Raw genomic sequence first — 14,684 nt, 5'->3', positions numbered from 1 at the left:
CAATAATCTACTACAATCAACACTTTGTATAGAAAAAAAGCGACAGTAAGCTTTTGCTTCTTGCGTTGATTTCAACCCTGAGATAGTTGCCCAGCTTCTATTATTAAAATCTTTTACAGCTATCTCAGCATCAGAAAATAGACTCGGAAGTCGGGTCTTGATGGTAGATAATAATGCTTGATGCCTTTTTAATTGCGTTGCGGAGTGCTTAAAAATAGGAAAAAGCTTGAGTTGTATGCTATCTATCGACTGCGATTGCTCATGTTGCGTTGCAGAGTAACGCTTAACTTTTTGTGCCGGACGAATAGCGCTTTGAACGTCCACAACATTTGCCTGTTGCTCTAATAGATTCAACAAGGTAGATAAGTCACTCTCTAAAAGACTAAGGCGCTCAACACTCTCCAGTTGTTGCTCGTCGAGCTGCATAACTGAGTGCTGATGACTACTACAACCCGATAGCATAGGAAATAGAGTGAGCAAGGAAAGAATAAAAAAGTGAATACGCACAGCGAGTTACAACTAAAATCCATTTAGTACCCAATACTACCTAAGCTAACTTGAATAGCCAAATGCTTTTATCGCAAAAATTCACCTTTTTAACTAAAGGTAATTCATTTACTTTTTGAAATAATTGATTTAATGAAAGAAGATAGTTCTTCACTAAATGCTTCTCGCCGTAAAGCATGCTCAACTATGGCTTTTAAATAGCCGATTTTACTTCCGCAGTCATGACTTTTTCCACATAGAGCGTACGCTTGTACTTCTTCTGCCTCCATCATCATTGCGATAGCGTCTGTTAATTGGATCTCACCACCTGCTCCCTCTGGCGTTTTTGCCAACATCGGCCAAATGGACTTACTTAATACATAACGTCCTACAATAGCCAAATTAGAGGGTGCAGCGCCCTCAGGTGGCTTTTCAACCATACTATACATTGACTTGGATGCACCAGGGGGAAGTGTTTCACCGTGTAGATCAACAACTCCAAATTGAGAGGTTAAGTGTTCTGGCACAGGCTCTACCATGACTTGACTAAAGCCACCCTGTTCGAAGCGCTCTATCATCTGAGCTAAGTTTTCTGTACGTAAGTCACTGGCAGCGGCATCAATCAACACATCGGGCAACATTACAACAAATGGCTCATCTCCGATCACCGGAGCGGCACAATTGATTGCGTGTCCAAGCCCCTTAGCCTCCCCCTGACGAACTTGAATAATAGTCGTATTTTTGGGGCAAATTGATTGTACTTCTTCTAGTAGCTGTCGCTTAACCCTCTGCTCAAGGGTTGCCTCTAACTCAAAGCTTTTATCGAAATGATTTTCAATCGAATTCTTACTTGAATGAGTAACTAAAACAATTTCTCGAATTCCAGCTGCCACAGCCTCGTCGACTACGTATTGGATAAGCGGTTTATCGACAATCGGTAGCATTTCTTTTGGTATAGCTTTAGTGGCAGGCAGCATCCTTGTACCCAAACCTGCAACTGGAATAACGGCTTTCATGTTAACTCCTAAATAGCGACTGGTGCTTTGATATGAGGGTGACATTGATAGTCTACCAACTCAAAGTCCTCAAATTTAAAGTCGAATATATCCTTTACTTCAGGGTTAATTCGCATTGTAGGTTTTGCATACGGTTCACGGCTTAATTGTTCTTCAACCTGTTCCATATGATTTAAATATAGATGAGCATCACCGAAAGTGTGAACAAAATCGCCAACTTCTAAGTCGCAAACTTGTGCAATCATCATTGTTAACAGTGCATAGCTTGCGATGTTAAAGGGCACACCTAAGAAAATATCTGCACTGCGTTGATAAAGCTGGCAAGAAAGCTTGCCATCTAGTACATAAAATTGGAATAACGTGTGGCAAGGTGGTAACGCTTGTTTGCCCATTGCTGCGTTTTCTTTTGGTGAATAGCTAGTATCAGGCAGAAGCGCAGGGTTCCATGCACTCACAATCAAGCGACGAGAGTCTGGATTGGTTTTGATTTGCTCAACAACATCTTTGATTTGGTCAACCACTTCACCATTTGGCCCCGTCCAAGAGCGCCACTGGCTGCCATAAACTGGCCCCAAGTCTCCTTCATCGGTTGCCCAGCCATCCCAAATGCTAACGCCATTTTCCTTAAGATATTTGATATTAGTATCGCCTTGCAAGAACCAAAGTAGCTCGTGAATAATCGAGCGTAGATGACACTTTTTCGTCGTTACAAGCGGAAAGCCTTCTTGCAGGTTGAAGCGCATCTGGTACCCAAAAACACTCACTGTACCTGTGCCCGTGCGGTCTTCTTTTTTTGTGCCATTATCACGCACATGGCGCATCAATTCTAAATATTGCTTCATTGTTCGCTACTCTTTAACTTTTAACTTGCCCAGTAGATGGGTTGCTACCTTCTCGCTTATATGCCCACACCATAAGGATAGTGCCTGCAATCACCATAGGGAGAGATAAGATCTGACCTTGAGAAATAAGGCCACCATACAAGCCTATATGTGCATCTGGCTCTCGGAAATACTCGATTGAAAAGCGAAAGACACCGTAACCTGCTAAAAATAAACCTGCTACACTGCCCGCTGGGCGCGGTTTTTGCCTAAACCATACCAGCATCACAAACAATACCAACCCTTCAAAAAACGCTTCATAAAGTTGTGATGGGTGGCGCGGCTGTGGACCGCCCGTAGGGAAAATAAATGCCCAAGGAACATCTGTTACACGACCCCATAACTCACCATTAATGAAGTTACCGATACGACCGGCAAACAGCCCAACAGGCACCATAGGAACGACAAAGTCGCCTACCGATAAAATCGAACGTTTATTTTTAAGCGCATACACGATAATCGCCGTGATAACGCCCAATGCGCCGCCATGAAAAGACATACCGCCTTGGTCCACCCTAAACAAATAAAGCGGGTTTTCAATAAAATGAGAGAATTGATAAAACAACACGTAACCAATTCGCCCGCCCAAGATCACCCCGAGCATACAGTAAAAAACTAGGTCGCCAACTTGGTCTTTATTCCAACCAGAGTTTGGTTTTTTTGCTTCTTTCCCTGCCCACCACATAGCGAACATAAAGCCGATTAAATACATAAATCCATACCAACGAACACTTAACGGTCCGATGGAAAAAATCACAGGGTCTATCTGTGGAAACTGCAAAGCCATAGCCTTTCCTTAATTCATTAACATATTGCCAGCGATAACAATGAGTAACGCCGCAAACACTTTCTTAATCGTTGTGACTGGTAAGTGGTGCGTAGCTTTAGCACCAATAGGCGCCATAAACCATGAAGTTGCCACTATACCAAACAAAGCCGGTAAATAGACAAAACCTAAAAATCCATGTTCAATATCCACATGTTGGCTGCCAGAGGCGATATAGCCAAAGGAGCCAAAGATTGCGATAACGATACCACTGGCAGACGCACATCCTATCGCTTTTTTCATATCAACAGAGAAAAATGTCAGTAGTGGGACGATTAATGCCCCCCCGCCAATACCAATCATTGCAGACAGCGCCCCCGTTACCGAGGTTAACATTGCTAATATCGGTCCTTGCGGTATAGCTCTGGTTGATTGTGGCGGTTTTCTGGAGCTCCACGCCATTTTCAATGCAATACCCACAACACTAACCACAAAAATAATTCTGACCAGTTTTTCTGGCAACATCACTGCGGCAAAACCACTCCCCAACGCGCCGACTGCCACACCTAACATCACCCATGGAGCAATGTGCCATGGAACATTGTCATTTTTATGATGCGCTTTTGCTGAAGATGTCGAAGTGAAAATAATGGAGGCGAGAGACGTCGCAATTGCAACTAACACCACTTGATCTGTGGGTATAACATTAAATTTGGTCAAGATAACAGATAAAATAGGGACTATCAGCAGCCCGCCGCCGATACCAAGCAGACCTGCCAAAAAGCCAACTGCACAGCCGAGCAAAGCGCAAAGTACAACGATGAGTATAATAGTTTCCATCAACAAGCTCTTATTCTTATAGCGCCGTAATGGTAGCGTAAATAGCCTTAAGAAGCACCCTTTGCTTGGTGGCTGGTATAGAGTAATTCTGCAAAATGATGCTCTATCATAAATTCTTTAATAATACGGCGCACTTGCTTAGATGAAGGTTGTGCTAAACAACTTTCAAGTAGAGCTTCCATATCCGTTACTTTGAGTCTACGTAGCACCCATTTCACTTTGTTCAGTGAAGAAATATTCATACTCAAACGGCGATACCCCATTGCAATAAGCAAGATTGCTCCCTCAGGCTCACCGCCTAACTCTCCACACAAGCTAAAAGGCAGTTCGTGTAATTCACACTGTTGTGCAATCTGATTTAACACTCGTAATACACTGGGATGATAAGGGTCAAAAAGATCCGCAACTTGTGCATTGGTCCTATCAACTGCTAATAAATACTGCGTCAAATCGTTACTGCCCACAGAACAAAAATCGACTTTTTTCGACCACTCAGGCAACAAGTACACGCTAGATGGTACTTCAAGCATTACGCCAATTTCTGGCCGGTCGATGGTGTAAAAAGGGTCAGCCCATTCGTCTTGCAACTCAAAACAAGCCTGCTCAATAAGCCCCATCGCTTCATCTATTTCCTCACTGTGGCCCACCATAGGCAACATAATCTGTAAGTTGCCAAGACCCGCGTTTGCTTTGATCATCGCTTTGATTTGATCTAAGAAAAGCTCGGGATGATCCAACGATACACGAATGCCCCGCCACCCTAAAAATGGGTTTTCTTCTTTGATATCAAAGTAATCTAGAATTTTGTCGCCACCGATATCTAAAGTCCGCATCACTACGGGCTCAGGGTGATAACGTGATAGCACCTCGCGATACCAGATTTCTTGCTCCGATTGTGTTGGGAATTGGCCTTTTTGCATAAACCAAGACTCAGTACGATAAAGACCAACCCCGTCGCAATAACTGGCACTTAATGTTTCAGTCGATAGATCAAGCCCAGCATTTAAGAGTAAATTTATACGCTCACCATCGAGTGTAATAGGCAGCAAATCATGTTCCGCTTCAAACTTATCATGCAGAATATTGTCTTTACGTTTAATTTCAACATACTCATTGACCAACATTTGCGAAGGCGAAATATAAAGCCGTCCAGAATACGCATCCATGATCATAGACTTACCATCAAACTGTAATAATGGAATGTCTTCTATGCCCCAAATAGCGGGGACGCCCATCGCGCGAGTGAGAATGGAGGCATGAGAGTTGGCCGAGCCATGCACACTGACTACCCCTTTGAGCTTTTCTTTTGGTACCTGCGCTAACATAGTTGGGGTCAAGGTATGGGCGATTAGAATCGTATTGTCTGGATAGTGTTTAACCGCTTGTTCAGTCGAGACTAAATGCTGGAGCACGCGAAGGCCAATATCATTAACATCAATCGCGCGCTCTTTGATATAAGGGTCACTCATCATATCAAACTGAGCCACAAGCTTTTCGATAACAAGCTTTAGCGCTGTTTTTGCGTTCCAGCCTTGTTGTATCTCAGATTCCACTTGTTTACCTAAACTCTTGGCATCCAAAAGTTGTTGGTAAACCTCAAACACAGCTACCGCTTCCTTTGGAATATCATCACTCAAGGTTTTGGCTAAAATATGGAACTCTTGCCGAGTCGCAGCCACTGCTTGATGAAACAGCTGAATTTGCTGTTGAATATTGTCACTATGCTGCGGTTCAATACTCGCAAAATCAATATGGGGCAACACCACATAACCATCACCTAAGGCAATACCAGGTGCACTCGATACCCCTTTTAACACCGAGGTTCTATGGCTGCTTGCATCTTGTTGAAGTAAAGTTTGGATCTCAGTGTTGGCAAGTTGTGAAGCCAATTGCGCTGAAAGCGTAATGAGAAAGGACTCTTCGTCATGGCTAAATACACGAGCAACCTTTTGCTGCACCACAATAACCCCAAGCACTTTTCGCTGGTGTACAACAGGCACTGATAAGAAAGCATTGTAGCCTTCTTCATTGACCTCGGGTGACAGTTTGAATCTTGGGTGTGATTGGGCGTGGGCAACGTTAATCGGCTCTTCACGCTGGGCAACAAGACCGACTAGACCTTCAGTAAATCCCATTCGGAATTTCCCGATTGCTTCAGGGTTTAAGCCATCTGTTGCCATCAGGATAAAATTATCTTGACTGTAATCGGCAAAGTAAACTGAGCAGCATTCAGTGTGCATGGCATCTTTAACCATAGTAACAAAGCAATTTAACGCGCTTTGTAGGTCACTTTGCTGTGCCACTGACTCAGCAATCGATCTTAACGTTGCTAACACCTGCTGCTCCTTTTTTTATCGTTTTGTGCGCCAGAAATCCTTCTGCCCTTGCTGTTCACGTTTACCAAATGGCATCGCAAACGGAGCGAATTCCTTCATCACTCGACGATAGACATCACGCTTAAACGATACAACTTGACGTACTGGATACCAATAGCTAACCCAGCGCCAATCATCAAACTCAGGGTGATGCGTACGTAATAAGTCTACATCTTCATCTTTACACCTAAGTTTCAATAAAAACCATTTCTGCTTTTGCCCGATACAAACTGGGCTTGAATCTCGTCTAATTAACCTTTTTGGTAGTTTGTAACGTAACCAATGTTTAGAACTTGCTACTATTTCAACATCTTCTGGCCTAAGTCCAACTTCTTCATGAAGTTCACGATACATCGTTTGCTCAGGTGTTTCCCCTTGATCTATTCCGCCTTGAGGAAATTGCCAAGAGTGTTGTCCGTAACGACGGGCCCAAAAAACCTGCCCCTGATTATTACAAATCACTATTCCGACATTGGCACGAAACCCTTCGGCATCAATCACCTTAGTGCCTCATTTATAAGTCGATTTTTAATGATTGTTCCACAACTCCCGCGTCACGGCAAATTTAATTCCATTCTATACCTAAATTATCTCAGCATACTCTCAAGTTACCCACAACTTGTGCATAACTAAGTATTTACCAGTTCAAATTACGAACAAATCCACAGATACGCACTTCAAACCTCAGGTTTTCCACATATTCTGTGGATAATTATGTTTATAGTCTTGTATTTATCCAAAGCCATAAGAATTCCAAGGCACACTGACTGTAGCAAAGAAAAAATAACTTCATATTTATCATATAGATAATGGAGTTATTGCTTTATTCAAAGGTTGAAATAATAAGCCGCACTTAAATTGAGTGTAAAATAACCAACTTACTTAGCTACATGATTTCTTTTATAATCGTGTTTTTAAGGAATAGACTCAGGAGTATCGCTTGCCATCAGTTACACCACCACGCTCTGTAGGCGAACTTATGCAGCGTGTTGAAAACATAGCCGGTTTAACATTGGGTGAACTCGCTCAGCAGCTCTCGTTTAAAACACCACAAGACTTGCTCAAAGAAAAAGGCTGGGTAGGACAACTCATAGAAGCAGCCTTAGGTGCTACCGCGGGCTCAAAGCCTGTGCCTGATTTTGAGCATATTGGCGTTGAACTCAAGACTTTGCCAATAGGCTATCAAGGCAAACCGCTAGAGACTACCTATGTTTCTGTCGTACCGCTGACTCAGTTAACGGGATTAACATGGGAAGCATCGAGTGTTAAAAAGAAATTAGCTCATGTTCTTTGGCTACCCATATTAGCCGAACGAGAAATTCCTTTAATAGATAGGGTTATTGGACACGGCTTCTTATGGCGGCCGGACGCGCATCAAGAACAGTTGTTACGAAGGGACTGGGAAGAGCAAATCGAGTTAATCGCTACGGGTCATGTAGAGCAAATCTCAGGGCATCTTGGAGAAGTCATGCAGATAAGGCCAAAGGCGGCAAATGCCAAAGCGCTCACCGATGCAATTGGGCCTAACGGTAAAATAGTGCAGACTTTGCCAAGAGGTTTTTATTTGAAAATCAATTTCACTCAATCGATATTGGCGCAAGAGTTTGGTGTTTAAAACCACTGTTCATTTATCACACAAAAGTACAAGTATAAAACAACCGACACCTTGTGTAGATTTGATTGGTATTTTTATAGAAGGAAAGGACAGTGAAATTAAAGCTCAAAAAAATCGATTAAAGAACTTAGTGTGAACAAAACACTTGTGACTAAAATAACGCCGGCTATTGCTGGGAGTAATGGTCCTGCGACGATGGGTGATGCTTGTAATTCACTTCAAGTCTGTTGGACATTTAGAAATGGCCAAGCAAATTGTGAAATTTGGGGTGACGACCGCTAGCAGTAAAAAACGCCAGTAGCTAAACTGGCGTTTTTACAATACATCAAGTAATGCTAATTACTGACCTTTGATTTCACTACGGCCTTTGTATACCGCTTTTTCACCTAGCGCCTCTTCAATACGTAGTAACTGGTTGTACTTAGCTACACGATCCGAACGACAAAGTGAACCTGTCTTAATTTGACCTGCCGCTGTTGCCACTGCTAAATCAGCAATGGTTGCGTCTTCAGTCTCACCAGAGCGGTGTGAAATAACGGCAGTAAAGCCAGCGCCTTGCGCCATTTTGATGGCATCAAGCGTTTCAGACAGTGAACCAATCTGGTTGAATTTAATCAAGATTGAGTTACCAATGCTTTCTTCAATACCACGCTTTAAGATCTTAGTGTTAGTAACAAAAAGATCATCACCCACTAGCTGAACTTTATCACCAATTTTATCTGTTAGGATTTTCCAGCCAGCCCAATCGCTTTCGTCTAGGCCATCTTCGATTGATACAATTGGGTAACGTGCGGCAAGATCAGCCAAAAAGCCTGCAAAACCTTCTGAGTCGAATGTTTTACCTTCGCCCTTTAGGTCATATTTGCCATCGACGTAAAACTCAGACGCTGCACAATCAAGTGCTAGCGTTACGTCTTTGTTCATTTCGTAGCCAGCTGCAGCAACCGCTTCTACGATCACCTCTAGCGCTTCTTCATTTGATTTAAGGTCTGGAGCAAAACCACCTTCGTCACCTACCGCAGTGTTTAGGCCACGTGACTTCAGTACTTTTTTCAGGCTGTGGAAGATTTCAGCACCCATACGTAGTGCTTCACGGAAGCTTTTTGCACCAACAGGCTGAACCATAAACTCTTGAATATCAACGTTGTTATCCGCGTGCTCACCACCATTGATAATGTTCATCATCGGAACTGGCATTGAGTACTGGCCTGCTGTACCGTTGATGTCTGCAATATGCTCGTATAGCGCCACGCCTTTGTCTTGTGCAGCTGCTTTTGCTGTTGCAAGAGATACCGCAAGGATAGCGTTCGCACCTAGTTTTTCTTTGTTTTCAGTGCCATCTAAGTCCAACATGATTTGGTCGATTGCACGTTGCTCTAGCGCGTTTTGACCTTCAAGTGCTGCCGCGATTTCGTTATTTACGTAGTTTACCGCAGTCAATACACCTTTTCCTAAGTAACGAGACTTATCACCGTCACGTAGCTCTAGTGCTTCACGGGTACCCGTAGATGCACCTGATGGCGCACATGCACGGCCCCATGCACCTGACTCTAGGTGTACGTCCGCTTCTACTGTTGGGTTACCGCGTGAGTCCATAACTTCACGGCCAATCACTCTAACGATTTTTGACATCTTGATTCCTCTTATTCCCAAAGTGGTGTGTGTTGCACTGCTTCTGTCGCAGGCGAATTCAGGGTCAATAAACCCGCTTTAAAGTTTGCCTTATCTCTGCGGCTTCGCAAAGTGAAGAATTTACACGTATCACATTGACGCGCTGGCAGATAAGAAAAAGTTTGGCGATAAACACTATAATTAGCGCCTATTGCAAAACCTTCTGCAACAAAAAAGCCGTGCAAGAGCACGGCTTTTTCTTATTACGAAGATGCTTTTTGGTGGCTGTATGCCGCCGCAACAAAGCCTTCAAATAATGGGTGACCATCGCGAGGCGTCGACGTGAACTCAGGGTGGAACTGAGCCGCGATAAACCAAGGGTGATCTTTATTCTCGATAATCTCAACTAGTTTCTTGTCTTCTGACAGACCAGTAAATTGCAGACCCGCTTTTTCAAGCTCAGCAACATAGTTGTTGTTTACTTCGTAGCGGTGACGGTGACGCTCGACGATTTCGGCATTACCGTATACTTCACGCACCTTAGAGCTTTCTTTTAAGTGGCAAAGCTGCGCGCCAAGACGCATAGTGCCGCCCAGATCAGAATCGTGATCACGTACTTCAATCTTACCATCTGCATCTAACCACTCAGTGATCAGACCAACTACTGGATGTGGACTTTCAAGATCAAATTCAGTTGAGTTAGCACCAGTAAGACCTGCAACGTTACGTGCATACTCGATTAGCGCAACTTGCATCCCTAAACAAATACCTAGGTATGGTACTTTGTTTTCACGTGCATACTTTGCAGCTAAAATCTTACCTTCAACGCCACGGTTACCAAAGCCACCAGGTACTAAGATAGCATCAAGATGCTCAAGTAATTCAGTGCCTTTACTCTCGATATCTTGCGAGTCAACGTATTCAATATTCACTGTCAAACGGTTTTTCAAACCAGCATGCTTCAACGCTTCGTTAACCGATTTATATGCATCTGGTAACTCGATATATTTACCGACCATACCAATTGTCACTTCACCAGTAGGGTTTGACTCTTGATAAAGTACTTGCTCCCACTCAGATAAATCCGCTTCCGGACATTCAAGGTAGAAACGACGACAAATGATGTTATCAAGCTCTTGCGACTTCAATAGCGCTGGGATCTTATAAATACTGTCTACGTCTTGTAGTGAGATAACTGCTTTTTCTTCTACGTTAGTGAATAGTGCAATCTTCGCGCGTTCGTTCGCTGGCAGTTTACGGTCCGAACGACAGATCAGAATATCAGGTTGAATACCGATTGAACGAAGCTCTTTCACTGAGTGCTGAGTTGGCTTAGTTTTCACTTCACCCGCAGGGCCTAAGAAAGGTACTAGTGTCAAGTGCATAAATAAAGCACTTTCGCGACCAAGCTCTGTGCCTAGTTGGCGAATTGCTTCTAGGAAAGGTTGTGACTCGATATCACCAACCGTGCCACCGATCTCTACGATAGCAACATCATGGCCTTCCGCGCCTTCAAGCACGCGACGCTTGATGTCATTTGTGATGTGAGGAATAACCTGAATAGTGGCACCTAAGTACTCACCTCTACGCTCTTTGCGCAACACGTCTTCAAATACACGGCCTTGTGTAAAGTTATTACGCTTGGTCATTTTAGTGCGAATAAAACGCTCGTAGTGACCAAGATCAAGGTCGGTTTCCGCGCCGTCTTCGGTTACGAATACTTCACCGTGTTGGATAGGGCTCATGGTCCCAGGGTCAACATTGATGTAGGGATCCAGCTTTAGAATCGTTACTTTCAAGCCACGTGCTTCTAAAATAGCGGCTAAAGAAGCAGCTGCAATACCTTTACCCAAGGAGGATACTACTCCGCCCGTTACGAAGATAAATTTTGTACTCATGCGAACCCTAGAAATTTCAGGAAAATTGGAATTTAAATAAGAATCAAGACGGGGCGATAGTATAGCAAAAGCACCCGGGCCATTCCAGCTAAAAATGACTTAGAGCGGTAATATATTTTATCACGAGGTCGTTTTCATTAACGACCCAAAAGTAAAATCGGTCTCAGTTTTTACTGCGTTGACGACGTTTCACAGTCTCCCAAGCAGCATCCATTTCCTCTAGGTTCGCATCTTTAAGTGACAGTGAGGACTCATTCAGAACAGCTTCTACTTGCACAAAGCGATTTTTAAATTTCTCATTGGCTTGACGTAGCAGCTGCTCCGGATCTCGTTTTATATGTCGGCTCACATTCACGGTCGCAAACAACAAATCTCCGACCTCTTCCGCAGTATGTTCAGAGAGTGGATCGACTTGCAGTGCCTCGCTCACCTCTGCGACTTCCTCTTGCACTTTATCCCACGCACCGTGGTAACTTGGCCAGTCAAATCCGAGTTTAGCTGCCTGCTTTTGAGTTTTGTAGGCTTTTGATAATGCTGGCAGGCTGCTCGGAATATCCGCCGCGAACGTTCCTTTTTTTTGCCCCTGTTTTTCTTGCTGTTTAATGGCGTGCCATTGCTGCTCAAGCTCGGCTTCGCTTAAGTTTTCCTGTTTTTCAAATACATGAGGGTGACGTCTCACTAATTTGTCATTGAGGGTTTGCACTATGTCTGCAAAATCAAACAACCCCTGCTCTTTTCCAAGCTGAGCATAAAAAATCACTTGGAACAGCAAATCCCCCAACTCTTCTTTTAAGTGAGCAAAGTCGCCTAGCTCGATAGCATCGGCAACTTCGTGCGCTTCTTCTAACGTATGAGGAACAATGGTTTTAAAGGTTTGCTTCTTGTCCCAGTCACATCCAGTGCTCGGGTCACGCAACTGCGACATAATTTCTAGCAGTTGCTCTATACCCAATGTTGCAGAACACTTAGAGTCGTTTGGCATCAAAAACACCTTCTATTTGCATCAATTTAGTCAGCAAGCGGTGCATAGCGGAAAGATCATCTACCTCAACCTTCATCATAAAAACCGCCACGTTTTTATCGTCTTGTGTCTGTACATTCATATTGAGCACGTTGACCTTTTCATTGGCAAGTACTGAACTAATATCTCGGATCAGTCCCTGACGATCGTGCGCTTCAATTTTTAATGTAATGGAATATGATGCTTTTACATCTTCAGACCAACTGACCGCAATCTCTCGCTCTGGATGTATATCTGTAATATGAGCGAATGACTCGCAATCGGAGCGGTGTACAGCGATACCTCGCCCTTGCGTGATATAACCCACAATTTCATCACCCGGTACTGGCTCACAGCATTTCGCCATATGGCTCATCAAGCTGCCAACACCATCAACGACCACTGCGTTTTTGTCGCCTTTACTGTGTTTTGGTGAGGAGATTTTTAACTTAGGTGTATCCTCAGGTTTATCCTGTACATAGTTCAAGAATTGATTGATACGAATATCACCAGCACCAATTGCCACCATTAGATCGTCGAGTTCTTTAAAGTTAAAGCGATCAATGGCGGGCTCTAAATCTTTATAGGTAATGTCTAGTTTTTGCAGATGGCTATCTAAAATTTCCTTGCCCGCTTGGAGGTTTTTGTCTCTATCCTGCTGCTTAAACCAGTGATGGATCTTGCTGCGTGCTCTTGAAGAATGGATATACCCCAGCGACGGATTTAACCAGTCACGACTTGGTGAAGCATTTTTTTGGGTAAGAATCTCTACCTGATCGCCAGTGCGCAGCGTATAAGTGAAAGGCACTATTTTACCAAACACTTTTGCTCCAATGCAGCGATGCCCGACGTTGGAATGAATGTAGTAAGCAAAGTCGAGTGGCGTCGAGCCTAACGGCAAATCAAAGATATCGCCCTTGGGCGTGAATACATAAACGCGGTCCTCGACAACCTGATTCTTCAGCTCATCTGCTATTTCACTGCCATCTACCACTTCTTCTTGCCACTGCAACAATTTGCGTAGCCAGCTAATTTTTTGCTCGTATCCTGAATTTCTGCCCGGCAATGCACCTTCTTTGTACATCCAATGTGCCGCCACCCCAAGCTCTGCATCTCGATGCATAGCCTCGGTGCGGATTTGAATTTCTACCGTTTTGCCCTCAGGACCAAATACCACGGTGTGGATAGACTGATAGCCGTTTTGCTTAGGCGTAGCAATATAGTCGTCAAACTCTTTGTTTAAATGCCGCCAACTGGTGTGCACAATGCCCAAAGCAGCGTAGCAATCTTGAATTTCATCTACCACCACACGCATCGCGCGAATGTCGAACAACTGTTCGAATTCATAGCTTTTCTGCGCCATTTTTTTATAAATGCTGTAAATATGCTTAGGGCGACCGTAGACCTGCGCTTTAATGCCCGCATCCGCAAGTTTTTGTGCCACCGAATTAACCATATTTTCCATATAAGCTTCGCGGTCTAAGCGCTTATCAGAAAGCTTCTTGGCAATAGACTTATACGTATCAGGATGCAAATAACGGAACGAGAGGTCTTCAAGTTCCCATTTTAATTGGCCAATCCCCAAACGGTTCGCAAGTGGCGCAAAAATGTTGGCAGCGGCTTTTGCAGCAACAACTCTTTCTTCCTCCGATGCTTTCTTAACCGCACGCAAATGGCAGATTTGCTCAGCAAGTTTAATCACTACGGCACGCACATCTTCCACCATAGCGAGTAACATACGGCGGATATTATCAACTTGTACCCTACCCGAGCTTTGGTGTGCCAACGTGCTAATAGTTTCCATATTCTCCACCCCTTTTAAAAGCAGGGAGATATTTTTGCCAAGCGTTTCCTCTACTTGCTCAAGGGACAACTTTCCAGCGACAAAATAAGGAGTTAAAAACGCTGTTGCTAGAGATTCGCTATCAAAATTTAAATCTGCAAGGATCTCTACCATTTCGATGGCATTGTTGAGATGCTCGGTGGACTCATCCACAGGACAGAGTTCATAGGCTCTTTGTAGCCATTCTCTTTGATCCTCAGACAAGTTTAAGATAGTGAGTCGCGCGTCAAACTCTAGTGGCAAAGTGGTTTGATGCGACTGCCGAGTAGCAACCATGTTTTGATACCTCCTTAAAATTATTTACCCGCCTCATTTTCGGATAAATTATCTAACCAGCAGCTCGAGCTAAAATG

At 43.8% G+C, this 14,684-nt stretch carries 13 protein-coding genes; 2 read left to right on the top strand and 11 right to left on the bottom strand.

Going from position 1 to position 14,684, the window contains the following annotated elements:
• The 7 genes from L1D50_RS03190 to rppH all read right to left on the bottom strand — a co-directional run.
• Positions 1 to 507: hypothetical protein (locus tag L1D50_RS03190; protein ID WP_239965500.1), on the bottom strand; the 507-nt coding region annotated here is incomplete at its 3' end.
• A gap of 104 nt (positions 508 to 611) precedes the next feature.
• The gene (galU, locus tag L1D50_RS03185; protein ID WP_239965498.1) at positions 612 to 1,502 is read right to left on the bottom strand and encodes a UTP--glucose-1-phosphate uridylyltransferase GalU; all 891 of its coding nucleotides are present in this window, start codon (positions 1,500 to 1,502) and stop codon (positions 612 to 614) included.
• 8 nt (positions 1,503 to 1,510) lie between these two features.
• The gene (locus L1D50_RS03180) at positions 1,511 to 2,344 is read right to left on the bottom strand and encodes a thymidylate synthase (protein ID WP_128727923.1); all 834 of its coding nucleotides are present in this window, start codon (positions 2,342 to 2,344) and stop codon (positions 1,511 to 1,513) included.
• A 13-nt stretch (positions 2,345 to 2,357) separates the two neighbouring features.
• Positions 2,358 to 3,170, bottom strand: a complete 813-nt coding sequence (gene lgt / locus L1D50_RS03175) for a prolipoprotein diacylglyceryl transferase (protein ID WP_239965497.1) — start codon at positions 3,168 to 3,170, stop codon at positions 2,358 to 2,360.
• Positions 3,171 to 3,179: 9 nt separating this feature from the next.
• Entirely contained in the window at positions 3,180 to 3,989 is an 810-nt protein-coding gene (locus tag L1D50_RS03170) for a sulfite exporter TauE/SafE family protein (protein ID WP_128727925.1), read from the bottom strand.
• 47 nt (positions 3,990 to 4,036) lie between these two features.
• On the bottom strand, positions 4,037 to 6,325 hold the full coding sequence (gene ptsP, locus L1D50_RS03165; protein WP_239965495.1) for a phosphoenolpyruvate--protein phosphotransferase: 2,289 nt from the start codon (positions 6,323 to 6,325) through the stop codon (positions 4,037 to 4,039).
• 15 nt (positions 6,326 to 6,340) lie between these two features.
• Complete coding sequence (gene rppH, locus L1D50_RS03160; RefSeq protein ID WP_010369331.1) at positions 6,341 to 6,865, bottom strand: RNA pyrophosphohydrolase; 525 nt, start codon at positions 6,863 to 6,865, stop codon at positions 6,341 to 6,343.
• A gap of 439 nt (positions 6,866 to 7,304) precedes the next feature.
• On the opposite strand from rppH, the gene mutH reads away from it, so the two are divergent.
• Positions 7,305 to 7,979 carry a DNA mismatch repair endonuclease MutH gene (gene mutH, locus L1D50_RS03155; RefSeq protein WP_128727927.1) on the top strand — a complete coding sequence of 225 codons (675 nt, stop codon included), beginning with the start codon at positions 7,305 to 7,307 and terminating at the stop codon, positions 7,977 to 7,979.
• A gap of 132 nt (positions 7,980 to 8,111) precedes the next feature.
• The gene (locus L1D50_RS03150) at positions 8,112 to 8,261 is read left to right on the top strand and encodes a hypothetical protein (RefSeq protein ID WP_161568699.1); all 150 of its coding nucleotides are present in this window, start codon (positions 8,112 to 8,114) and stop codon (positions 8,259 to 8,261) included.
• Positions 8,262 to 8,318: 57 nt separating this feature from the next.
• Here the strand turns inward: L1D50_RS03150 and eno are convergent, their stop codons facing one another.
• The 4 genes from eno to relA all read right to left on the bottom strand — a co-directional run bounded on the left by eno (position 8,319) and on the right by relA (position 14,607).
• On the bottom strand, positions 8,319 to 9,611 hold the full coding sequence (gene eno / locus L1D50_RS03145) for a phosphopyruvate hydratase (protein WP_239965493.1): 1,293 nt from the start codon (positions 9,609 to 9,611) through the stop codon (positions 8,319 to 8,321).
• 242 nt (positions 9,612 to 9,853) lie between these two features.
• The gene (locus tag L1D50_RS03140) at positions 9,854 to 11,488 is read right to left on the bottom strand and encodes a CTP synthase (RefSeq protein ID WP_128727930.1); all 1,635 of its coding nucleotides are present in this window, start codon (positions 11,486 to 11,488) and stop codon (positions 9,854 to 9,856) included.
• A gap of 163 nt (positions 11,489 to 11,651) precedes the next feature.
• Entirely contained in the window at positions 11,652 to 12,470 is an 819-nt protein-coding gene (mazG, locus tag L1D50_RS03135) for a nucleoside triphosphate pyrophosphohydrolase (RefSeq protein WP_128727931.1), read from the bottom strand.
• Entirely contained in the window at positions 12,454 to 14,607 is a 2,154-nt protein-coding gene (relA, locus tag L1D50_RS03130; RefSeq protein ID WP_128727932.1) for a GTP diphosphokinase, read from the bottom strand. The genes mazG and relA overlap by 17 nt, the downstream gene beginning before the upstream one ends.
• Positions 14,608 to 14,684 lie beyond the last annotated feature (77 nt).

Origin of the sequence: Pseudoalteromonas sp. Isolate6 (genome assembly GCF_022398435.1) — a bacterium.
Taxonomy (GTDB): Bacteria; Pseudomonadota; Gammaproteobacteria; order Enterobacterales; family Alteromonadaceae; genus Pseudoalteromonas; species Pseudoalteromonas galatheae.
The sequence above is the reverse complement of the archived record's forward strand: the minus strand, read 5'-3'. Positions and strand labels throughout refer to the sequence as shown.